The organism is Streptomyces sp. NPDC042336, from assembly GCF_055581985.1.
The window spans coordinates 33663-54971 of record NZ_JBVJEA010000022.1; the positions used below are offsets into that span (position 1 = coordinate 33663).

A 21309-nucleotide genomic window follows, 5' to 3' on the forward strand; every position below is an offset into this window, starting at 1 on the left:
TCCCGCCTCGTCCTCATGACTTCCGTGCGCTTCGCACGCCCTGAGAAAGGCCCCGTGTGTCCACGTCGCCTGCCGACCCCCACCTGCCCACCGTTCATCTGCGACCGCCCCGCAACTGGATCAACGACCCCAACGGCCTGGTCTTCCACGACGGCCACTACCACGTCTTCTTCCAGTACAACCCGCACGGCCCCCAGCACGCGAACATGCACTGGGGCCACTACCGCAGCCCCGACCTGATCACCTGGGAACCCCTCCCCGTCGCCCTCACCCCCACGCCCGGCGGGCACGACGCCGACGGCTGCTACTCCGGCAACGCCGTCTCCACCGGCGGCCGCATCCTGGCCTTCTACTCCGCCCACCGCGATGACCGCTGGTGGCAGCCGGTCACGACCGCCGAGTCGTCGGACAACGGCCGCACCTGGACCAAACGTCCCCACCTGCTCATCCCCGAACCGCCCGCCGGCACCACCATGTACCGGGACCCCTACGTCTGGCGGCAGGACGAGCGCTGGCGGATGCTCGTCGGGTCCGCCCTCGACGACGGCCGCGCCGCGGCGCAACTGTACGAGTCCGACGACCTGGAACACTGGACCTACCGCGGCCCCTTCCACACCAGCGACGCCGCGACCGGCTCGGGCCCGGTCGGCTGGGAGTGCCCCCAGTACGCCACGTTCGGCGACCAAGGTGTTCTGATCCTCAGCGACTGGACCCCTCAGGGCGGACCCAGCCACACCAGCGTCCTCATCGGCCAGGAGAGAGACGGACGCTTCACGGCGGCCACGGCCCTCGTGCCGCTGGACCACGGTCCCGACTTCTACGCCCCCGCCCTCCTGAAGGCCCCGGGAGAGGACCGCTGGCTGATGTGGGGCTGGGCCTGGGAAGCCCGGAGCGACGCCTGGGCGCACGAAGCGGGCTGGGCAGGCGTCCTCACGCTCCCCCGAGAGGTCAGCCTCACGGCCGACGGCACGGTCGCCCAGCGCCCCGCCCGCGAACTGCTGGCCCTGCGCGGTCCCCGCGTCCTCTACGGAACCGGACACGTCATCCGGACCGAGCCCGCCGAACTCGGCCAGGTCAGCCCCACCTTCGACCTCACCGCCACCCTCGTCCCGGACACCACGGGTACCAGCGGGCTGCGCCTGATCACGTCGACCTGCGGCTCCGAGTACCTCGACATCAGCCTCGACCCCACGGCAGGCCGCCTCGCCGTCGACCGCACCCACGCCTCATCGGACACGCGGGCACGGGGAGGGGCCTACACCGCACCGTGCCCGGCCGCGGCACGCCCCGGCGTCCCCGTCGAACTCCGTGTGATCGTGGACCGCTCGATAGCCGAGGTCTACCTGGCCGACGAGCAGGTCCTCACCCTGAGGTTCTACCCGTCCACCGACGGACCGTGGCGGCTGCAGGCCCGTACGACAGGGGCAGGGCGCAGCGAGTTCGCCGTCGCGGCCTGGAACCTGGCCTCGCAGGACATCCGGCAGGAACCCCAGTCGGCGCCTCGGACAGCACAGCCTGCTTGATGCCCTGGGCCGTACGCGGCCCGAAGGCTGACCCACCCGCACATCGACAGGCCCCGGGACCTCGCACCGTGTGCGGCAGACATGGCCATCGCAGCACCCCACGCCCCTACGGGCCCGCGGGCTGCGTTCCGTGGCGCGGGGCTACGGCCCCGCGCCCTACCTGAGAGGCAGACAGCCACCATGGCCCGACCCGGGTCCCCCGGCAGCGTCGACGTCCTCGGCGAATGCGTCGCCGACATCTTCGAGGACCGCGACCGGTCAGATACCGGCGGTCTGGCCCTTCGGGCGCTGGCCGGTGGCGGTCCGGCCAACACCGCCGTCGCCCTCGCCCGGCTCGGCACCCCCACCCGCTTCCTCGGACGCTTCTCCAACGACGCCTTCGGCACCCTCTTCCGCGCCCGCCTCAACGCCTCCGGCGTCGACCTGACCAGCAGCGTGACCACCTCCGAGCCCAGCACGCTCGCCGTCGCCGACCTCGACGCGACCGGCCAAGCCACCTATGGCTTCCATGCCGACGGCGCCGCCGACTGGCAGTGGACCGACAGCGACCTCGCCGCGACGCTGAACGACGACGCGGTCTGCCTGCACACCGGTTCTCTCGCGCTGATCCGCCGGCCCGGCGGCAGCCGAATCGAGGAACACCTCGCTCAGGTGCGCGAGCGCGCCACCGTATCCATCGACCCCAACGTCCGCCCCCTGCTCGTACCGCCCTCCGCCTACCGCGAACGGCTGGCCCACTGGTGCGCCGTCGCCGACATCCTCCGCCTCAGCGAAGACGACTGCACCTTCCTGGCGCCGGGTGCCGGCCTCGAAGAAGCCTGCGACACCTGGCACACCGCAGGCGTGCGCCTCGTCGTCATCACCCTCGGCGGACGCGGCGCCCTCGCGTCCCTCGACGGTGCGCGCGTCACCGTCCCAGCCCGTCCTGCGGTGGTCATCGACACCGTCGGTGCCGGCGACTCCTTCACCGCGGGCCTGCTGCACCGCCTTGCCGATGCCGGACACCTGGGCGGCCGACTCAACGAGCTGACCCTCGAAGACGTCGCTGACGCCTGCTCGTTCGCCGCCCAGGTCGCCACCCTGACGGTTTCGGTCGCCGGTGCGAATCCACCCTGGGCGGACGATCTCGCCACTGCGATTCGACGCTGACCGGAACGTTGGCGCCATTCGCCGGCAACGCAACTGAGGGAATGAGCTATTGCTCGTCGAGGCGCTCCGACACGGAGGGCGCTGTGCCCCGCGCCCCCCGTGCACACGGGCGCCGTGCTGATGGGACCGCTCGAGGTAGACGCCGTCGCCGTAGTCGCCGGTGAAGTCCGCCGAGTCCCGGCCGTCCTCGTACGGCGGCACCCGAGACTATGTGCACCATCCAGGGGTGGGTGTTGCTGTTCGTTGCTGTTCGTTGATCTCGTACTGATGGTCACCAGGAGGACGGCGGTGAGGGCGCCGATGGCGTACTGGGCGCCGTGCTCCAGGCAGTCGTAGTCGTCGAGGATGCCCTCGCGGACCAGGTAGACCGTGAGCGAACGCAGGTGTCTTCCTGTGGCCGGCGCGCTGATCCGATCATCCCCGGTTCACGGACCGTCGTGCGCCGACCGTGTCAGGTATGCCTGATTGTCCTCGATGAGGTGGTCCAGCGCGGCCCTGGCGGCAGCGAGGCCGTCGATGGCCTCGGACAGCCGGGCCCGCTCGCGGCCCATGATTTTCAGTGCCTGTCGCGCCCTGTCCTCGGTCGGCTCGGACATGCAGGGCGCCATCTCGGCGATGGTGCTGCTGGGCATGCCTGCTGCCAGGAACGCCTGTATGAGGCGCACCCGCTGAACGTGCTCGTCCTCGTAGTGGCGCTGTCCGGTGGGTGAGCGGGAGCTGACGAGCAGGCCCTGCTCCTCGTAGTAGCGCAGCGACCGGCGGCTGGCTCCCGTCCGGGCTGACAGTTCACCGATCCGCATGCCGGACTCCTCTCATGCCGATGTCCCACTTGCCCCTCACATTGATGTGAGCTTTTAGGTTAACTCCATGCTGAAGCTCATCTTCATGATCAACCGTGTCGAGGGAATGTCGTACGAGCGTTTCGTCGAACACCACAGGAACCGGCACGCTCCGCTGTTCACCTCCATCCCGGAGGCGGAGCGCTACGTGCGCAAGTACACCGTGTCCCACCCGGTCCCCGCCGAGAACTATCCGCCCCGGGCCTACGACGGCCTGACGGAGATCTGGTTCGAGAACTGGGAGGATCACGACGCCTTCTTCGCCTCCGAGAACTACCGGACGCTGGTCAACCCCGACGAAGCACGCTTCATCGACATGGAATCGGTGGCCGTGATGGTCACCGAGGAGAGGAAGGTCGTTTGACGGCCCGACTCGACAGACGGGTGCCCGCTCAGCTCCCACGGCCGGCCCCCACGTGCACGGTGACACCCGAACCTACGACCAGAGATCCGAACGCAACGGCCTAGCCGTGGTACTGGGGCGAGACTGTCTGGCCGGCGTCGGCGTGCTGTGAGCCGGACGGGTTCGGGCCGGTGGGCCCTTGGTCTCGGCTGTGACCAAGACCAACCGTCCCTGAGCCGCCCGAAGCCCAGGCGGGTGGCTTGGTGGGGATGCCTGCTGCGGTGTACGCCGAGGGAAGAGTGACTCCGATATTTGACTGACCGATCACTCTCCTACATGCTGTCCTCATGCCCAGACCGAGGAGCGACGACAGGCGCGCGGCGATCATGTCCGCTGCCACACGGATCATCGCCGCCCAGGGGCTGGGGGCGGCGACGGCGGCCATCGCGAAGGAGGCCGGCGTCTCGAACGGGTCACTGTTCACCTACTTCGACACCAAAGCGGATCTACTGAACCAGCTTTACCTGGAGCTGAAGGGGGAGATGGGGGCAGCCGCACTCGGCGGCCTCCCCGCAGCCGATGCGCGCACCCAGATGCTGCACATGTGGTCACGCTGGATGGACTGGGCAACGGACAATCCCCTGAAGCGCCGCACTCTGGCCCAGCTCCAGGTCTCCGACGAGATCACGACGTCCACCCATGAGTCCGCAAACCGGACCATGGCGGGCATCGGAGAGATTCTGGAGCGCAGCCGGGCGAACGGCCCGATGCGCGATGCCCCGGCGGCTTTGGTGTTCACGCTGTCCAATGCCCTGGCCGAGGCCACCATCGACTACATGATCGGCGACCCCGACCGCGCCGACGAGCACAAGCGGTCCGGTTTCGACGCACTCTGGCGCATGATCGGCTGACCCGCCCGGGCCCACTTCCTCGTGCTCACGCACGCCCATTAATGACTGACTAGTCAGACATCTAAGGAGAGCCATGCCTGACAAGGTCTACGTCGTCACCGGCCCTACCTCCGGCTTCGGTCGGCGCACCGCCCTCGAACTCGCCAAAAACGGCACCGTCGTGCTGGTCGGGCGCGACGCCGCCAAGCTCGACGACGTGCGCAGCAGCATCGAAGGCAGAGGCGGAAAGGCCCTGTCCGTCCTCTGCGACCTCTCGGACCTGACGAGCGTGCGAGGCGCCGTCGCTCGGATCATCGAGCTCGGCCTTCCGATCACTGGCGTGCTCAACAACGCCGGGATCTTCCCCAGCCGTCCCGGAACGAACGCCCTCGGCTGGGACATCGCCTACGCGACCAATCACATCGGGCCTTTCGTGTTCACCGAGACGCTCATGCCCCACCTCGAAGACGGCACACAGGTGGTGTTCATCGTCTCGGCCGTGGAGGATCCGGAGCGCAAGCCCGCCACCATGTCAGGGTTCCGCGGCGCCCGGTACATCTCCGCCGAGGCGAGCACCCGCGGCGAGTGGAAGCCCGGCGGCTCGAAACTGCCCGGCGGAGACGCCTACGCCACGTCCAAGCAGTGCAACCTGGCAACGGTGCTCGCCTTCGCCCGCGAAACGCCCCGACTGCGGTTCAACGCCATCGAGCCCGGCTTCGCCCCCGGCACGAATCTCAGCCGTGACGCCGGCCTGTTCCTGCGTCTGCTGTCGAAGTACGTGCTCTCACCACTGGCCCCGCTCATCAAGTACTGGACCAACCCGGGCACCGCGGCTCGCATGATCACCCGGATACTCACCGACGGATCGGACACCACCGGCGTCTACTACGACGAGAAGGGACGACCAATGCGAGGTTCCGCACAGGTGCACGACCCGGCGTTCAACGCTCGGGTAGTCGCCGAGACCCGTGCCCTACTGAGGACAGTGCACGTCTGAGGAAGGACTTTGCGTGGCCCCCCGGGCGACCCGACTCGGGCCACCGTGCGGAAGGCTTCGCCGGGCCTGGCCTGCACTCGCGAGGCGTCGAGCATGTCACGAGAGAAGTGCAGCCAGTGAGCCTCCCGTAACTGGTCCAGCAACATCTGTTACTGGCTCTAACAAAAGCTGCTGACCGTGAGACTGTCGTCCTCTCTGCCCGTATGTCTGGGCATGGGAAGCCGTCAGTCGCGGCCGTGGATCGTGTCGGATGAACTGTGGTCGCTGGTCGAGCCGTTGTTGCCGAAGCCGGGTACGAAGAAGGCCGAGGGCAGACCGCGTGCCGGACCGCCAGGCGCTGAGCGGGATTCTCTTCGTCCTGCACACCGGCATCCAGTGGGAGTACCTGCCCCAGGAGCTCGGCTTCGGCTCGGGCATGACCTGCTGGCGGCGCCTTGCGGCCTGGAACGAGGCCGGTCTGGGACCAGCTCCACCAGCTGCTGCTGAACGAGTTACGGTCGAAGAACCAGCTGGACTGGGAACGAGCGGTGATCGACTCCTCGCACGTGCGGGCTGCCCGGCGGGGCCCAAAAGCGGGCCGAGCCCGGTCGACCGCGCACGGCCGGGCGGCAAGCACCACCTCGTCCTAGACGGCCAGGGCATCCCGCTCGCGGTATCGCTGACCGGCGGCAACCGCAACGACGTCACCCAGCTGCTGCCCCTACTCAACAGGATCCCACCCGTCACGGGCCGATCCGGCAGGCCCCGTCGGCGGCCGGACGCTCTGCTGGCGGACCGCGGCTACGACCACGACATCAACCGCCGTCTGCTCTGGCCGATCGGCATCCGGCCCGTGATCGCCAGGCGGGGCGAGCCACACGGCACCGGCCTGGGTATCTTCCGCTAAGACGACATCCATGAAGCGTTCCTCGGCCTCGCCACCTGCCTGATCACCCACCGCCACGTCCAACGCCTTTGTCAGGGCCTCTAAACGGGTGACGGCGTATCCGGCGTCGGTGACGAACGAGTACGGCCAGCCGGAATGCACTGGGAGGCGGTCTTCGCATGGGCGTAGACGTGCCAGAACAACCTGTCCGGCGAGCACGGCGAGTCCGACCGCAGCCATGGCGAGACGTCCACCGCTAGCACCAGGCGCCCGTCCGGGAACCGGGGCAGTGGCGGGCCAGCCAGCACCTGCCGCAGCCGGTCGGTTTTGATCCGTCCCTCGTTGAGGCCGTCGTACATCGCGCCATGCCCACGCCGGTGCTCGGGCGCCAACGTCAGCTCCACTGCCGAGTGCACCGCACCCGGAGCACACAACACCGCGTCCGCCAGGACGAACAGTTCATCGCTCCGCATGGTCAGACACGCGTACAACTCGTCCCGAAAGCGTGACGCTTTCGCGAACGCTCCTCTGGAACAGCTTCAGGTAGCAGGCTCACCCTCACGGCCTTCGTCGTGGTCACGTGCACCTTGGTCGGAGCACATGGTCAGACGAAGGCCGCCTCTACGTCCGAGCAAGGGGCCGAAGCCGCACTTCGCGAGATCCCAGACCTCCTGGACCGCTGTACTGACGACGTCCAAGCCAATGCGGTCCGCGACCTAGCCACTACCTGCAGGACTGTGCCACGACTCCCGGCAGCTACCCGGTCTTCGTCGGAGACTGGCCAGACCAGCAAGAGGTTAAGGAACAAGCTCAGGGTCTGTTCGCGAACACCCACCGATTGCCCGCCAAGGCGTCGTTCTCCTCGGGGAGCGGGCCGCGTCCGTGGCGGTGGGTGAATTCGAAGGGCGTGTGGATCGATGTGGACCAGCCGTTGCCCGCCAGCGCGCCGGCGGAGTCGGGGCGCGGTTCCTTCGCGAACAGGCCGAGCAGGTCGATGCCGGTCTGCTGGGTCGTCGCGGTGTAGAGGGGGCTGTCGCGGTAGGTCATCAGGTCAGGCTCGAGCTTCACCTCGTAAGCCAGGGCGCTGCCCCGCGCGCTCAACCGGTCCACCTGTGCGATGAGGGCTGACTCGGCGACGGCGGGGAGGTAGAACAGCAGCCCCTCCGCGAGCCAGACGCTCGGTGCGTCCGGGTTGAAGCCGGAGGCGGCGAGCGCCGCGACCCAGTCGGCGCGGAGGTCCACCGGGACCGGGATGCGCGCCGCCTTCGGTGTGGCCGACAGGCCGTCGAGCACCTTGTGCTTGAAGGCCAGCACCTCCTCCCTGTCGATCTCGAAGAAGACGCTGCCGGCGGGCCAGTCGAGCCGGAAGGCACGTGTGTCCAGCCCTGCCCCGAGCAGGACGACCTGACGGGCGTCGGTCGTGTGCGCCGACTGGAGGAGGAAGTCGTCGAGGACCCTCGTCCGCAGGCCGAAGTAGCGGGCGAAGCGTCCCCACAGAGGGTTCGCGTCCCCGTCCGGTACCTGGCACGAGCGGGTCGGCCAGCCGCGTGAGGCCGGCGCGGCGAGCACGAAGTGTTCCGCGAAGACATCCTGGGCGAGACTGTCGTCGCGATGTGTTTCGATGGCTCGCGCGGCGGCGACCAGGAGCGCGGTCCTCCCCACCCCGCTCGCGACGCCGGCATCGTGCTTCGTTGTTCCGACCACGCTTCCTCCGTTGACGGATGTGCTCATCGGCTCCGCTCCCGCGGGACCACGACGGGTTTGACGACACGACCCGTTTCGCAGTCGCGTTCGGCTTCGTTGATGGCTGCGAGCGGGTACGTACGGATCAGCTCATCGAACGGGAACCGGCCTGCCTGCCACAGGGCGATCAGCCGCGGGATCAGTAGGCCCGGCACCGCGTCCCCCTCGCAGATGTGTGAGATGCGCCTGCCGCGGTCCAGCGCTCCCGGCTCGATCGGCAAGGTGGTGTGCAGCCGTGCGATCAGGCCGAGGTGGCCGGTCGGTCGCAGGGACCGCAGCGCGTCGTTGATCAGTGAGGGGACTGCCGTGGTGTCCAGGGCGTAGTGCGCGCCGCCGTCGGTCAGTCGGCGGATGCGGGCGGACAGGTCGGATGTCGTGACGGGCAGAGGTATCGCGCCGTAGCGCTCGGCGAGGGCCAGCCGTTCGGGGTAGTGGTCGACCGCCACGGTCACCGCTCCGGCCGCCGTGGCGGCCATGATCGCGGCCAGGCCCACCGCACCCGCGCCGAAGACGGCCACGGTCTCGTGCGGCGCCGCGCCGAAGGAGTTGAGGACTGCCCCGGCGCCGGTGAGGAATCCGCAGCCAAGCGGTCCTAGCAGTTCGATAGGAAGGGAGGGGTCGACCCGTACGGCGTTGCGGGCCGGTACCAGCGCGTACTCGGCGAACGAGGACTGGCCGAACCAGCGCGGGGCCAGGCTTTCCCCCGCCGCGTCGGTGAACCTGGCGGCGTTCTGCTTGCGCCCGCCGAACAGGTTGAGCTCGGCGAACGAGTCGCAGTACGCGGGGGCGGCGCCCCGGCAGTTCGGGCAGTGGCCGCAGGAGTCGAAGCTCAGGACGACGTGGTCGCCGGTGGTCAGGCCGGTGTGCGGCCCGCCCGACTCCACCACGGTCCCGGCACCCTCGTGGCCGAGCACCGCCGGCAGCGGTGAGCGGCCGCCCGGTCGCCGGACGGCGAGATCGGTCCTGCACATCCCACAGCCCGCGATCCGCACCAGTACTTCGTCGTCGGCCGGTCCGGTGTGCAGCAGCACTTCCTCGACCGTGAAGCGGTCTTCGGGGGAACGCAGAACCGCCGCGTCGAACTTCATCGCCATGTCAGCGGTCAGCCCGCGGTGACGGCGGGGGCCGCGTGCTCCCGGGCGTGCCGGTCCATCTCCGCGCGAAAGGCGGCGACCAACTGCGGCCGGATCCTGCCGGCGTTGCGGTCACCGCCCTCGCAGACCGCTCCCCGCACACCCACGATGTCCGTGCCGATGCGGGTCAGCTCACCGAGGTCGGCGGCCTTCACGCTGCCCGCGAGAGCGGCGAGGAGTCCGGCTTCATGGGCCCGCCGCACGAACTCCGCGCAGACCTCCACCGGTGCATGGTCGAACAGCCGTGTCCCGTCCTTGATCGCGGTGTCGAGCATGGCCGCGTCGGCGCCCGAGCGCAGAGCGATGTCGGGGAGCGCGAGCGGGTTGACACAGCCGATGCGATGGGCGTCGGCGTAGCCCGAGGCGACGACGAAGGCGTCCGGCCGGTGGTCCTTCACCGCCCTGACGACCCCTTGCATGACCTCGACACCTTGCGCGGGCGTCGTGCACCCGTAGAGCCCGACCTTGATGTACGTGGCGCCCGAGACCACCGCGCCAAGGGCCGCCTGCGCCACGGTGCCCGGCTTGTACGGCACGTCTCCGACGGTGGCGGACACCGGTTTGTCCGAGGGGACCACTCCCCGGATGTCCTTGATGACCCACGGGAAGTTGGCGCCGAGCGAGCCCTCGGCGGGTCTCTTCACGTCGACGATGTCGAGATGCTGCGCCGCCTTCGCACACTCGAGGGCTTCCTCGACGCTGTCCGGGGAGATCAGAAGTAACAACGTGTGCTCCTTCCCGCACACCCCTCAGCGCCTGGGGGAGCAGGCGGGAGTGTGCGAACGCGCTTGCGTCTTTTGCGGTCCGCTCATCATCAGCGGCCGCCCGCGACCACCGGTAGGGCGCGCGAGAACCGAGGGAGGTGCTACACCCCGGACCAATGCGCCGTGCGCGCCGGTTCAACCGGCTCCGCGTCCCGTTCATGCCGACGTCGCGCCATCTTCACTCTTTATGCTGACCAGCCAGTCTTCCCGGGACACCGGGTCCGCAGGCCCGCATAGTTGCTGCCCGGCTGGCACACACGGCCGTCTCCCGGACTCAAGAGAGGCACACACATGCGCACCGAAGCAGTCACACGCGTGAAACTGGTCTTCACCCTGTTCGACGCCGACGGCAACGGGGTCCTGGAAGCCGACGACTTCACGCTCATGAGCGACCGGGTGGCCGCGGCGGTGCCCGACGCCGACGAGGCCAGCACCAAGGCGATGCGCGCCGGCTTCCAGCGCTACTGGGAGACGCTGGCCAAGGAACTCGACACCAACCGCGACGGCCGGATCACCTACGACGAGTTCCAGGAGTGCGTCCTGTCACCGGAACGCTTCAGCGGCGCCGTGGACGCGTTCGCGGCGGGCTTCGCGCGCTTCGGCGACGTGGACGGCAGCGGGACCGTCACGCGCCCGGTGTTCATCGGAATGATGAGGGGAGTCGGCTTCGACCTGCCCAACATCGAAGCCCTCTTCAACGCGTTCGGCCCCGACGCCGCCGACCGGATCCGGGTGGACGTCTGGGAGGCCGAGATCAAGAACTACTACGCGCCGGACAAGGGTGGTGTCCCCGCGGACCTGCTGGCAGCCGCCCCGACAGCCTGACCCGGCCCGTGGCCCGCTGCGTGCCGTACCCCGAGCCCCCGAGGACGTCTGACACGGCAGACGACACGTCCCGCCGAGATACCTGTCCTCGGGCACACCGCACCGCCCTCTGAGGGCGATGACAGAACAGCCCGAGCGGCACTCGGCTTCGGACATCACTCCGCTGCACCACGCCTGACCCGCGCTGCTTCAAGGCCCGGCATGGAGACGGTCCTCTCGTGCGCTGACCAGAGCGCGCCAGCGGTCGCGGTCCGTATGGACATGACGTTCCCGGGTGCCTGATTCGGGATCGCACGCGCTCGTCCGTCCGCGTGAGGGTGCGTGCCCCTCCGAGTGCGCCCGGGGTTGCGTGCGGGCGGGAGACAGGCGCGACTAGAGCGTGTCTCTTTGGTGGGCTGGTCAGTTGATCGGATGTGTCCATCCGGTTAGTGATCACTGATGCGATGTGGGGCCGGATCGAGCCGCTGATGCCGGCCGATCCGGTCCGCGGTCGGCGATGGGCCGATCACCGCCCCACCCTTGAGGCCATTGCGTGGAAGTACCGCACCTGTCCGCCCTGGCGGGACCTGCCGGAGGAGCTCGGCTCCTTCCGGACGGCCTACAAACGTCTCATCAGGCGGGCCGTCGACGGCACCTGGGCACGGATCCTGGCCGCAGCCCCGGCCACCGCCGACGCGGATGACGACGTGGAGTGGACGGTCTCGGTGGACTCCACCATCTGCCGGGCCCATCAGCACAGATCGCCCGGCTGATCCGCCGGGTGCCGGTTGTTCATACGGACCGCCGAGCGGCGTTCGCGAGGCCGCGCGGTTACTGACGCTCCAGGGGGAAACGCCTTCGGCGTACTTCAGGCCACGACCAGCACCCCATGACACCGGCATGCGATCGGACCTCGCCAGACGACGAAGGCGATATCACGGCCCTGCGGGCTCGCCGCCGCTGGGTGGTGTGTCGGCAGCGGCTGGTGGCGCCGCTGGAGATGAACGCGCCGCCGGTAGCGTGGACTGGGTCTGGGGCGGGGTGGGTGCCGCGCTCGGTTCCGAGGGGGCAGTTCGGTAGGCGTCCAGGGCGGACAGCCCAGGACGGAAGCCGGTGTCGACAAGACTGCTCGCGAGGCGCCACATGGCGCGTTCGTCCTCGAGCCGTTGGGGAAGGGTGAGTCCGAGCGCTGCGGCAAGCGGGTGTCGCGCGAGGTTGACCATGGCCCGGACTGCGCCCGCCCACTCGTCGGTGGCCACGACCGCCAGGCGATACCAGAGCATCGTCAGCGGCAGCAGGCCCGCGATCATCACTGCGACCAGCCAAGGATGCGACGCGCTGCCGACGGCGAGGTCCACTATGGCGGCCGCGACGACGATCAGGTGCCCGTAGAGCAAGCTGATGAAGAAGTCGACGCTCATGCGGGCGTCATCGGTCTGCTGGCGTGCCGAATCCGGGGCGGCAGCGTTCAGTTCGTGCCAGAGCACCTGTGAGTCGAGCCGGAAGCGGTCGTAACCGTACTCCTCGAAACGCCGAATGGCGTTCCCGAGTTGCGTCGGGGCGACCTGCCGATCATCCAACGGGTAACGGTGCAGCCGCTCGTTGAGCAGTGCGAACCAGACCTCGCCCTTGTTGACGTCCGTGGCGAGGTGGCGGCTGATGATCGGGTGGGCGCGGAAGGCAGCGAGCACGGGCTGGTCGGCAACGGCCAGACAGCCAGCACGTTCCTGCCCGGCCAAGGTCACGGCGTCCACGCGGTTGCGCAGAAGGTGCTTGCGGGCCAGATGATGCCGACGTCGCGCCGCGGCCAACCGTTGGGGCCAACCGAGATAACCCTCGAGAACGCGGTACAGCGGCGTCTGCAACGCAGCCAGGACCAGGCCGAGGACCGCAGTGGCAACCAGTCCGAAGATCGCAGCCCGGCCCGTCTCAGCTCCGAGCGCTGCGAACCTGCTCAGGTTCGGCACCACCACGAACCCGAACACCAGTACGTTGATCAGGCTGGGCAGGATCCAGCCGACCAGCAACGCACGCCCACCGCCGAGGGCGCTCTGAATCAGCCCGGTCACCGCTGACTACCGCTGGCCTCGGTTGCGGCGCACTAGACGGCGATACCACGGTTCGCGCAGATCGTCGTAAGGGCCGGAGATGTTCCCGGGAACCGAGTGTGCCGAATTCAATCCTGGCGGCGCTGGGACCTCACGCTGCTCCTCGGCGACAGCCTCGGCGTAATCTCGTCCACTGTCTCTCAATTTACGCCATCGGTGCCTCTGGCCCTCCGGTACATATTCATGGAACGCCGGACCAGGGGGGCGCGAGCCGATCAACCCCGACGAACCGGCACTCTCACGGGCGCTGGCGTCAGGCTGCGGGAAGGGCGGATCGAGTTCGGCAAGCGCGACGGCGAGTTCCTTCTTGAGACAGCCCATAAGATCCCAGATCCGGAAGCGTTTGTCAGCGAGCGTCCCGGAGCGGTCTTCGTTTAGTGCGAGGAACGCGCCGAGAGCAACCCATAGGTGTGAGGGGTCTCCTGGGTACGAAGAACTGAAACCACCGGAGGTCATCTCGGCCCAAACGGGCAGAACGCTCCGCATGCTGGCGTTGAATTCGTCTATCACGCCGCCGAGCAAGGCCAACTTGGCATCCGCTTCCTCTCTCGAGACGTCGATATCTTTGAGCTGCTCTAACGCGTGGCCAGCAGCCTCATGGACGGTTCGAACTGCACGCCCAGCTTCTTCTGCTTCCATGGGGCACGACCGTACTGTCCTATCGACTGTTCAGTCTGCCCAATCGCGCAAACTCGTTCATGCCAGGCGACTGCTGATCACGTGCTCACCCGTCACCGGAGCATTCAGGTGTTTGCCCGTCGCCCTGCCGGCCCGGCGTTTGACTCAGGCATCGCCACTAACCTCTCCTGGGCTACGGTCATGAAGCGCCCGGTACACGCCGGCGTGACCGCCTGCCTCATCGTTGACAGGGCGCTGCAGTCGCGTAGCAGCGCGCGGACAGCAGTTCCGACTGTGCCGCTGTGTCGACGGCCTGACTGGGACGTCGGAGAACCCCGAAGGGTGCTGCACCACCCTCCGCGGCGCGGCGGACACCGGCGCGCACGGTTTCGGACAGGAGCAATCGATCCGCTTCGCCGTCTGTCCCCGCACGGGTGGAGGCAGGCCGGGGGAGGGGCTTCTGCGGCGGCGGTCGGACGTCGGTCAGTGGTAGGGCCGCCAGGAACGGCAGGACCCACGTCGGCCATCTCGTCGGGTACTTTCTCCGCGTGGTTGTGACCCGCGTCAAAGACGTGTCCGGTGACAAGCCCAGCGGTGTCCAGCCCGCGTTCAGCAGCCGGCCCGCCGTGGTGGGTGCGATGATGGCACCTACGCGGCCGACCCTGATCGTTGCTCCCGTACCTGTCGCCCGCAGCGGTGCCGGGTAGACGCTCGGCGCCAGGGCGTAGAGGCCGACGATGCAGCCCTGCGTCCCGCGGGGCGGCTGGCGCGGCACGGACTGCTTCGTCTGGGGGGTGGGGAGCCGAAGGAGTTTCGGGCAGAGCTGTACTCCCTGCCCGACGAGGCTGCTGCTGGTGGTGCGATGGTACGGCCATCACCCCACCACTTTGGGATCCCGCTGACCAGTCACAGGTCGGCGGCAGGCCCTTCACGACGCCTACACGTAGCCGGATGATGCCTTGAGAACTTCGATCAGCTCTGGGGGACTCACGTGCCGCACCTTTACCGCCGTTTCGACGCCGGTTCCCCCGTACGCCTTCGGCGTTGAAGTGAGCAGGTACCGCCCGGCGGGATGAGTGGCGGAGGGGCGGGCGGCGTGGATGGCGTGGACGGCGGCCCAGGAGTGCGAAGCGCAGCAGTTCGGTGGCGGTGACCGCGGCGTCGGTGTCGAACGCATCGATCCGGATGAACCGCAGTCTCTTGACGTAGCCCAGCAGTCCAGGGCGTTCGGCGTCGCCGGCCGTCAGGGACAGCGCCGGAAATTCTGATTCCAGACCCGCGCTCTCGCGTCTCCTCGCGCAGTGCGGGCGGCGCTGGTGCGGGTTCGAGCTGGGCCGGGGACGCGCCGTGCTTGCGCTACCACGGGAGCGAGACACACCGGCTGGGCGAGGTGCTGCGTGTGCGGACGCTGTCCCGACCGCGGACGGGGAACCAGAGGGCAGGGTTCAGCGGCTGGTGGCCGGGGGTCGGGGGGCGAGGAAGGAGTCGAGATGGGCGAAGACAGCATCGGGCTGCTCGCGGATGGGCAGGTGTCCTGCGCCGGGGATGAGTTCGAACCGCGTGTGGGAGAACGCCGCGGCGTAGGCGCGGCCGAAGTCGGGGGTGACGACTGTGTCGTCGGCGCCCCAGATCACCAGGACCGGGCAGGTGACGGTGGAAAGGCGGGGGAGCATGCCAGCATCTCCCATGGCCGGCCCGGCGAAGACGCGCAGAGCGGCCATCGACTGCGCGGAGGGTCTGCCCTGCGGCGCCGGTCCTCCGGCCGCCGGAGCCGGTGGCTCGGGGGGCACGGTGATTTGCTGGCCGGGTATGACGGGGCCGATGGCGTCCATGAGGACGAGCCGGGAGATCCGGCCTTCGCGGTCCTCCAGGACGCTCTGGGTGGCGACCCAGCCGCCGAAGGACGTGCCGATCACCGTCACGTCGGTCAGCGAGAGGTTGCCGAGCAGATCCAGGTAGGCAGCGGCGAGGGCGGGCACGCAGTCCAGGTCTTCGGGCCGTACGGTGCCCGCCCAGCCCGGATGGGTCGGCGCGACCACCCTGTGATCCGGTGCGAGGTGGTCGATCAGGGGCGTGATACTGGAGGGGCCAGGGCCGCCGTGCAGGACGAGGACCGGGCTGCCGCTGGTTCCGGCCTCGCGCACTTCGAGGTCGAGGCCGGGCCGTATCGGAACGGTGCGCTGCAGGGGTGCGGTCATGAGGTGCTCCTGGATGCGGGGAGAGGGCTGAGGGGGCCGGTGGCTGAGGGAACGGTGGCCGTCGGGGCGGGCCTCACTGGGCTGCCGGGCCGGACGTGAAGAAGGCGACCATCTGCTCCAGGCCCCGCTCGCCGAACATCGTGTCCAGGTTGGCGGCGGACTCGGCGGCTGACTTCTCGCTGCGCGGGAAGAGGGCCTCCTCGTATGCGGCCAGGGCGGCCTCGGTGTCACCGGGGTGGGAGGCGATGGCCAGGGCGAGTTCGGCACCGTCGAGCATGGCGAGGTTGGCGCCCTCCCCGGCGAAGGGAGACATCACGTGGGCGGCGTCGCCGAGCAGGGTCACGCCCGGGACGCGGTCCCAGCGGTGCCCGACGGGCAGGGCGTGGATACGGCGCGGGGTGATCGTGTCCGCGTCCGCGACCAGGGCGCGCAGGCCCTCGTCCCAGTCCTCGAAGTGGGCGAGGACCGCGGCTTTGGCGGCGGCCTGGTCGGTGAAGTCAACCGTGTCCAGCCAGCCTTCGTCGGCCTTGAGTGCGGTGTAGACGTGGAGGCTGCCGTCGGTCTCCCGGTGGGCGAGGACACCGCGCTCGTGTCCCAGGGTGATGAAGAACCCGCTGCCGATGACCGCGGCGCTGCGCGGGTGGCGGATGTCGGCGTCGAACAGGTCGGTCTCGACGAAGGAGATGCCGGTGTATGTAGGCCAGGTGCTGGAGACCAGCGGCCTGACCCGGGACCAGGCGCCGTCCGCACCGATCAGGAGATCGGTGGTAATGGCCGAGCCGTCGGCGAACGTCACCTCATGTCGCCCGTCGCCCAGCGCCCGGGCCCCGGTGACCTTACGGCCCCAGTGGATCGTGCCGTCGGGCAGGGAGCCCAGCAGCAGGTCGCGCAGGTCGCCGCGGTCCACCTCCGGCCGGCCGCCGGTGTCGTCGTCCTCCTCGGCCACGTGCACTGTGCCGTCGGGGCCGAGCAGGCGCATGGCCTGACCACCCTCGTGGACGATCTTGAGGAAGTCGTCGTGGAGGCCAGCGACGTGCAGGGCCTTCTGCCCGTTGATCTCGTGGATGTCGAGCATCCCGCCCTGCGTACGGGCCGCCGCCGACGCCTCCAACTCGAAGATCGCCGACTCGATGCCATTGACGTGCAGGACGCGGGAGGCGGTCAGGCCGCCCAGCCCCGCGCCGATGATCGCTATCGGGACATGACTGGTGCTCAAGGCAGCCTCCGGAGACAGTAAGGGAATACCTCGGTGCGTCGGGTCATCGCCGCCGACGCCGCAAGGCTCCTTGCCGGGGCGGCAAGGAGTACCTCGGCCACTGCCACCGTAACGAACATGTTCGTTAAGAACAAGTTCGTTGCAAGGTAGCGGCAGCCGGCGAGGAGGACTTCTCTGTCTTCTGCCGGCGTCAGGCGTCAGGCGTCAGGCGCGCCCCTCGCGCCGGGTTCAGCTCCCTGCGCCCGGGACGGGTGTGTGCGTGATGCCGTTGACGAGGACGTCGAAACTCCAGCGGATCCTGTCCGGCACTGAGCCGCCGATCAGGGCGGGCATGTGCGCGGTGATCGCCGGATGTGTGGCGGGGTCCACGGCGTGCAGGGCACGCACGGTGGCGTTCCAGTCGTCCTCAGAGGCGGGGTCGTGCTCACGGGCGGAGTGCTCGGCAGCCGTGGCTGTTGCATCCTGGAGCAGCTTGTCCACCCCCCAGGCGACCTGCTCGCGGTCGGCGCCGCTTTGCGAGAGGAGATCAAGGATGCGCTCCACCAGGCGCAGGTAGTTCTCACCGCTCGGGCGGGCGACGAGCGCGGCCCGCGCGAGCTGCGGGTGCTCGAACAGCACCCGGGTGTACGACGCCATGGCGGCTCGGAGCTGCTCGCGCCAGCCCCCACCGCAGTCCCGCCCGGTCAGGTCGACCTCGCCGAGCAGGGAATCCAGAACGGCCGCGTGCAACTCGGCGGTGTTGGCGACGTATACGTACAGCGACGCGGGGCCGGTGTCCAGCTCCTGCGCCAGGCGACGCATCGTGACCTTCCCCAAGCCCTCCGCCCGCATGATCCGCACGGCGGTATCCACAATCCAACGCCGGGACAAGGCGGGCTTGGCCGGACGGTCCCGGCGGCTGATCGGCTCTCTTTCCACAGTCACAAGCCGATCGTAACGAACATGTTCGCTGAGTGGGACTGCCCCGACAGCCCTCTGTCGTCGCCCCTCCTCGCCACCGCGGGACGGCGCTGCGCTGCGCCTTCACCGCGCCGTCGCCCAGCGGCTTGGCCTGAGCGTGAACGCGTATGTCGTGCGCGCCGCCGGCCGAGCCGCCACGCTCGATGCCGTGAAGCAGCTCGCCACGATCGGTCTCGGCGACGACCTGGCGGGCGAGGGCGACGCCCTGTGAACGGAGGCGAGGTCTAGTCGCTCCCCGACGGCCGCACCGTCCTGATCATCAGCCTGACCGGCCTCGAAGAGGCCTACGGTGCCGTCCTCGTGATCGTCCTGCACGACAGCGGCCGCTACCCCGGCACCGCCATGTCCGTCGTCATCGGCGACCCGCTCCCGTGCACCGCCGTAGCAGTCAACATCGCACAGCTGCGCGTCGACCGGTTCGACGGTGCCAAGCTCCTCGGCCCGGTCGATGCCGCGGTCATGACCCGTGTGGACGCCGCCCTCCGTGCCGTCCAGGACCTCTAGACACCACAGCAGCCCGCCCGCACCCGCGGAGGACAGCGGAGCCCCCGGCGGGCGTCGCCTCGCTCGGTGGGCCGCAAGCAGCTCGCCCGACGGGCATGCTCGCGGTGGTGCATGCTCGCGGTGGTGACCTGCGAGCCGTCCGGCAGTGTGAGGCGCTCCGCGTCGCTGAAGATCTGGGCGGGTGCCAGGTGGCCATCGGTGATCCGACGGCCTTGGAGACTGCCAAGAGGGTGCCGATCAAGGCTTCACCAGCGGTGCCTTCCTCCATCGCGATCGAGGGCGCCATGTCGACCCGGACCCGCAGGGGAGCGGGCCGTCCCTCGCAGAGCTTCACCACGACGCTCTCGGTGGCGGTCACGCCGAACCCGGCACCCGTGATCACCGTATGCCCCGCCTGGACGGCCGCGTCGTGCGTCTCGTACGCGGCGGAGCGCCGCGACATGGTTCGCCAGGTCGGTGTAGTGGCTGCCGACGGCGCGACAGGCGTCGACGACCCCCGGGGCCGTCGTGGTGAACGGGCCAACCGTGTTGATGACCACGGCGGGGTGTCGCTGCCGGATCTCCGCGGCAGCGGCCGTAAGGGACGGGGCCGGCAGGGACTCGCTGCCGGTCTGCTGTGCTGTGGCGTGCAGGCGATTCGCGTCCCGGCCGACGAGGACGGCTGTCAGGCCGAGCCGGGCCGGCTGCGCTGCGATGGTACGGGCGCTGCGCCCGGTGCCGCCGAGCAACCGTATCTGTGCAGTCATTCGAAGAGTTCCTCTGATCGAGAGGCGAGGGTCGGGCGGATGTGAGGGTCAGCCGGTCGTGATGACGAGCTTGCCGCCCTTGGGTGTGCCCTCGCGCTCAAGCTCGGTCAGCGCCTCGATGGCATCGATGAGCGGCACCGTGCGAGCGATCGGCACCCGCAGGGTGCCGCGTCCGGCGGCGCGTGCGACCTCCTCGAGATCCGCTGTGACGGGCCTGGTGATCAAGACGTTGTACGGGCCGGGCAGTGCGCTCTTCGCCATGTTCGCGGGTGTGGGGTGGATGCTGACGATGCGCCCGCCCGGCTTCAGCATCTTCTTGGCGGCATCAGTCGGCAGCGTGTCCGCGGTGTCGAGGACGAGGTCGAATCGCCCGCTGAGCCCCGTCGGGTCGAAGCCGAACTCGACAATAGGGTCGAGGCCGAGGTCGCGCGCGTCGTGCGTGGCGGTGGCTCGGCAGCTGCCTCCCACCGAGGCGCCGTGCGCCAGCGCGATCTGGGCGCCGGCTCGGCCGACTCCACCGAGGCAGCCGTTGACGAAGACCGATTGGCCGCGCTGCAGCTTTCCCTTCTTGACCACGGCCTGGAGTGCGGTGAGGCCAACGGTCGGGGTGGCGGCGGCCTCCTCGAAGGAGAGGTGCGCGGGCTTCTTCACGACGCCCCGCTCCTCGGCGAGGACCATCTCGGCGAAAGCCCCCGATGCCTTGATGGACGCCCCGCCCAGCACTTCGTCGCCGACGGCGAGCCGGGTGACGTCCTTGCCGACCGCCTCGACGATGCCCGCGAAGTCGTAGCCCAGTGCGCGCGGGAACTTCCGCCCCGTAACCATCTTCATGGCGCCGCTGCGGATACCCCAGTCCATCGGATTGGCCGCGGCTGCCCGCACGCGTACCAGGACCTCGCCGGAGCCAGGACGGGCGGGCTCGAAATCTTCCAGGCGCATGACTTCGGGTCCGCCGTACTGGTGGTACTGAATGCGTTTCATCAGGGCCTCCACTAAGTGATGTCATCGAGCGACATGACTCTACCATCATGATGTCATCGAGTGACATCACGGCAAGTAGAGCGGGGTGTCACGAGATGACGTCACCTACACTCTCGGCATGGGACGGTGGAAGCCTGGGGCAGGTGACCGGCTGCGCGAGGCAGCGCTGTCGCTCTATCTGGAGCGCGGCTTCGAGCAGACGACGGTGGCGGACATAGCCGAGCGGGCGGGCGTCACTGCCCGCACGTTCTTCCGGTATTTCGCCGACAAGCGCGAGGTCCTCTTCGACGCCTCCTCCGTGCTGGAAGAGAAGTCGCTGGCTGCTCTCGAGGGGGTGCCGACCACGGCGTCGGCGCTGGTTTCTGTCGCGGCCGTACTCGACAGCGTGGCCCGGATGGTGGGCGGTGACCGGGAGCTCGCCCGGAAGCGACAGGCCGTGATCATGGCCAACGCAGATCTCCGCGAACGAGAGCTGATCAAGCTCACGTCCCTGTCGGCCGCCCTGGCCGACAGGTTGCGCCGGCGAGGCGTCGGCGACATCGAGGCCGCCCTGGCCGCCGAGACCAGCATCGCCGTGTTCCGCGTCGCCTTCTCGCGATGGGTCACCGCCGCTGACGATCAAGACTTGCAATACGTCATCCGCGAGACCTTGGACCGGCTGCGGACCCTGGCCGCCGATCGCTGAACCACATACCGGTCCGCCCACCTGTCGACGTCGAACAGCCCACCCAGCCCTTCCCGTCATCTGTCAACAAGGCTCGTGGCCGATGCGGCTGGGCGGTTTCGCTCGGCCGCGGGTGCCATCGATGGCGCGTGGAGGAGGGTCTTCACCGCACTCACGGCCAGGCGGAGCCCGCGAGCGCCCCGGCTGGGCCGTCTCGGTGGGCTCCACGATGGTGCGCGCCCCCGGCCTCGTCCAGGTCGAAAT

At 69.1% G+C, this 21309-nt stretch carries 21 protein-coding genes and 2 pseudogenes; 11 read left to right on the forward strand and 12 right to left on the reverse strand.

Annotated elements, in window-relative coordinates:
- Nucleotides 1-56: 56 nt before the first annotated feature.
- Both ACZ6IM_RS33035 and ACZ6IM_RS33040 read left to right on the forward strand, forming a co-directional pair.
- Nucleotides 57-1523, forward strand: coding sequence for a glycoside hydrolase family 32 protein (locus ACZ6IM_RS33035; protein WP_469561681.1), 1467 nt, complete (start codon nt 57-59; stop codon nt 1521-1523).
- Between the two features lie 180 nt (nt 1524-1703).
- On the forward strand, nt 1704-2672 hold the full coding sequence (locus ACZ6IM_RS33040; protein ID WP_469561684.1) for a carbohydrate kinase family protein: 969 nt from the start codon (nt 1704-1706) through the stop codon (nt 2670-2672).
- 266 nt (nt 2673-2938) lie between these two features.
- Here the strand turns inward: ACZ6IM_RS33040 and ACZ6IM_RS33045 are convergent.
- Together ACZ6IM_RS33045 and ACZ6IM_RS33050 are read right to left on the reverse strand one after the other, a co-directional pair.
- Nucleotides 2939-3058 (reverse strand): annotated as a pseudogene (locus ACZ6IM_RS33045) (DUF475 domain-containing protein); the annotation flags it as partial.
- Between the two features lie 39 nt (nt 3059-3097).
- Nucleotides 3098-3472 (reverse strand): MerR family transcriptional regulator, encoded by a 375-nt coding sequence (locus ACZ6IM_RS33050; RefSeq protein ID WP_469561687.1) that lies wholly within the window; start codon nt 3470-3472, stop codon nt 3098-3100.
- A 67-nt stretch (nt 3473-3539) separates the two neighbouring features.
- On the opposite strand from ACZ6IM_RS33050, the gene ACZ6IM_RS33055 reads away from it, so the two are divergent.
- The 4 genes from ACZ6IM_RS33055 to ACZ6IM_RS33070 all read left to right on the forward strand — a co-directional run bounded on the left by ACZ6IM_RS33055 (nt 3540) and on the right by ACZ6IM_RS33070 (nt 6627).
- On the forward strand, nt 3540-3875 hold the full coding sequence (locus ACZ6IM_RS33055; RefSeq protein ID WP_469561690.1) for an EthD domain-containing protein: 336 nt from the start codon (nt 3540-3542) through the stop codon (nt 3873-3875).
- Nucleotides 3876-4201: 326 nt separating this feature from the next.
- A complete protein-coding gene (locus ACZ6IM_RS33060) occupies nt 4202-4765 on the forward strand; it encodes a TetR/AcrR family transcriptional regulator (RefSeq protein ID WP_469561693.1) in 564 nt (187 codons plus the stop codon).
- 73 nt (nt 4766-4838) lie between these two features.
- Nucleotides 4839-5741, forward strand: a complete 903-nt coding sequence (locus ACZ6IM_RS33065) for an SDR family NAD(P)-dependent oxidoreductase (RefSeq protein ID WP_469561696.1) — start codon at nt 4839-4841, stop codon at nt 5739-5741.
- A 319-nt stretch (nt 5742-6060) separates the two neighbouring features.
- Complete coding sequence (locus ACZ6IM_RS33070; protein ID WP_469561699.1) at nt 6061-6627, forward strand: IS5 family transposase; 567 nt, start codon at nt 6061-6063, stop codon at nt 6625-6627.
- Nucleotides 6628-6707: 80 nt separating this feature from the next.
- Here the strand turns inward: ACZ6IM_RS33070 and ACZ6IM_RS33075 are convergent, their stop codons facing one another.
- The 4 genes from ACZ6IM_RS33075 to ACZ6IM_RS33090 form a co-directional block, all read right to left on the reverse strand.
- Complete coding sequence (locus ACZ6IM_RS33075) at nt 6708-7079, reverse strand: transposase (protein ID WP_402678234.1); 372 nt, start codon at nt 7077-7079, stop codon at nt 6708-6710.
- Between the two features lie 337 nt (nt 7080-7416).
- Entirely contained in the window at nt 7417-8337 is a 921-nt protein-coding gene (locus tag ACZ6IM_RS33080; protein ID WP_469561702.1) for a class I SAM-dependent methyltransferase, read from the reverse strand.
- Nucleotides 8334-9437, reverse strand: coding sequence for an NAD(P)-dependent alcohol dehydrogenase (locus tag ACZ6IM_RS33085; RefSeq protein WP_402678298.1), 1104 nt, complete (start codon nt 9435-9437; stop codon nt 8334-8336). Before ACZ6IM_RS33085 ends, ACZ6IM_RS33080 begins: the two co-directional genes overlap by 4 nt.
- 14 nt (nt 9438-9451) lie before the next feature.
- Nucleotides 9452-10207: a (5-formylfuran-3-yl)methyl phosphate synthase gene (locus ACZ6IM_RS33090; protein ID WP_402678236.1), complete on the reverse strand. Its 756-nt coding sequence runs from the start codon at nt 10205-10207 to the stop codon at nt 9452-9454.
- Nucleotides 10208-10537: 330 nt separating this feature from the next.
- Here ACZ6IM_RS33090 and ACZ6IM_RS33095 point away from each other — a divergent pair, with 330 nt between their 5' ends.
- Together ACZ6IM_RS33095 and ACZ6IM_RS33100 are read left to right on the forward strand one after the other, a co-directional pair.
- On the forward strand, nt 10538-11071 hold the full coding sequence (locus ACZ6IM_RS33095) for an EF-hand domain-containing protein (RefSeq protein ID WP_402678237.1): 534 nt from the start codon (nt 10538-10540) through the stop codon (nt 11069-11071).
- Between the two features lie 413 nt (nt 11072-11484).
- Nucleotides 11485-11808, forward strand: a pseudogene (locus tag ACZ6IM_RS33100) (transposase); the annotation flags it as partial.
- Between the two features lie 177 nt (nt 11809-11985).
- Here ACZ6IM_RS33100 and ACZ6IM_RS33105 read toward each other — a convergent pair.
- From ACZ6IM_RS33105 to ACZ6IM_RS33125, 5 genes are all read right to left on the reverse strand, one after another.
- Nucleotides 11986-13119, reverse strand: a complete 1134-nt coding sequence (locus tag ACZ6IM_RS33105; protein ID WP_469561707.1) for a hypothetical protein — start codon at nt 13117-13119, stop codon at nt 11986-11988.
- Nucleotides 13120-13125: 6 nt separating this feature from the next.
- A complete protein-coding gene (locus ACZ6IM_RS33110; RefSeq protein WP_469561709.1) occupies nt 13126-13797 on the reverse strand; it encodes a hypothetical protein in 672 nt (223 codons plus the stop codon).
- Between the two features lie 1424 nt (nt 13798-15221).
- Entirely contained in the window at nt 15222-15974 is a 753-nt protein-coding gene (locus tag ACZ6IM_RS33115) for an alpha/beta fold hydrolase (RefSeq protein WP_469561711.1), read from the reverse strand.
- A 73-nt stretch (nt 15975-16047) separates the two neighbouring features.
- Nucleotides 16048-17190: an FAD-dependent oxidoreductase gene (locus ACZ6IM_RS33120; protein WP_402678241.1), complete on the reverse strand. Its 1143-nt coding sequence runs from the start codon at nt 17188-17190 to the stop codon at nt 16048-16050.
- A 228-nt stretch (nt 17191-17418) separates the two neighbouring features.
- Nucleotides 17419-18114: a TetR/AcrR family transcriptional regulator gene (locus tag ACZ6IM_RS33125; RefSeq protein WP_469561714.1), complete on the reverse strand. Its 696-nt coding sequence runs from the start codon at nt 18112-18114 to the stop codon at nt 17419-17421.
- Nucleotides 18115-18450: 336 nt separating this feature from the next.
- On the opposite strand from ACZ6IM_RS33125, the gene ACZ6IM_RS33130 reads away from it, so the two are divergent.
- Nucleotides 18451-18654: a hypothetical protein gene (locus ACZ6IM_RS33130; protein ID WP_469561717.1), complete on the forward strand. Its 204-nt coding sequence runs from the start codon at nt 18451-18453 to the stop codon at nt 18652-18654.
- Nucleotides 18655-18749: 95 nt separating this feature from the next.
- A complete protein-coding gene (locus tag ACZ6IM_RS33135; protein WP_469561720.1) occupies nt 18750-19445 on the forward strand; it encodes a hypothetical protein in 696 nt (231 codons plus the stop codon).
- Between the two features lie 3 nt (nt 19446-19448).
- Here the strand turns inward: ACZ6IM_RS33135 and ACZ6IM_RS33140 are convergent, their stop codons facing one another.
- Nucleotides 19449-20393, reverse strand: coding sequence for an NADP-dependent oxidoreductase (locus tag ACZ6IM_RS33140; RefSeq protein ID WP_469561722.1), 945 nt, complete (start codon nt 20391-20393; stop codon nt 19449-19451).
- Between the two features lie 106 nt (nt 20394-20499).
- On the opposite strand from ACZ6IM_RS33140, the gene ACZ6IM_RS33145 reads away from it, so the two are divergent.
- A complete protein-coding gene (locus tag ACZ6IM_RS33145) occupies nt 20500-21066 on the forward strand; it encodes a TetR family transcriptional regulator (RefSeq protein WP_402678245.1) in 567 nt (188 codons plus the stop codon).
- Nucleotides 21067-21309: the final 243 nt, after the last annotated feature.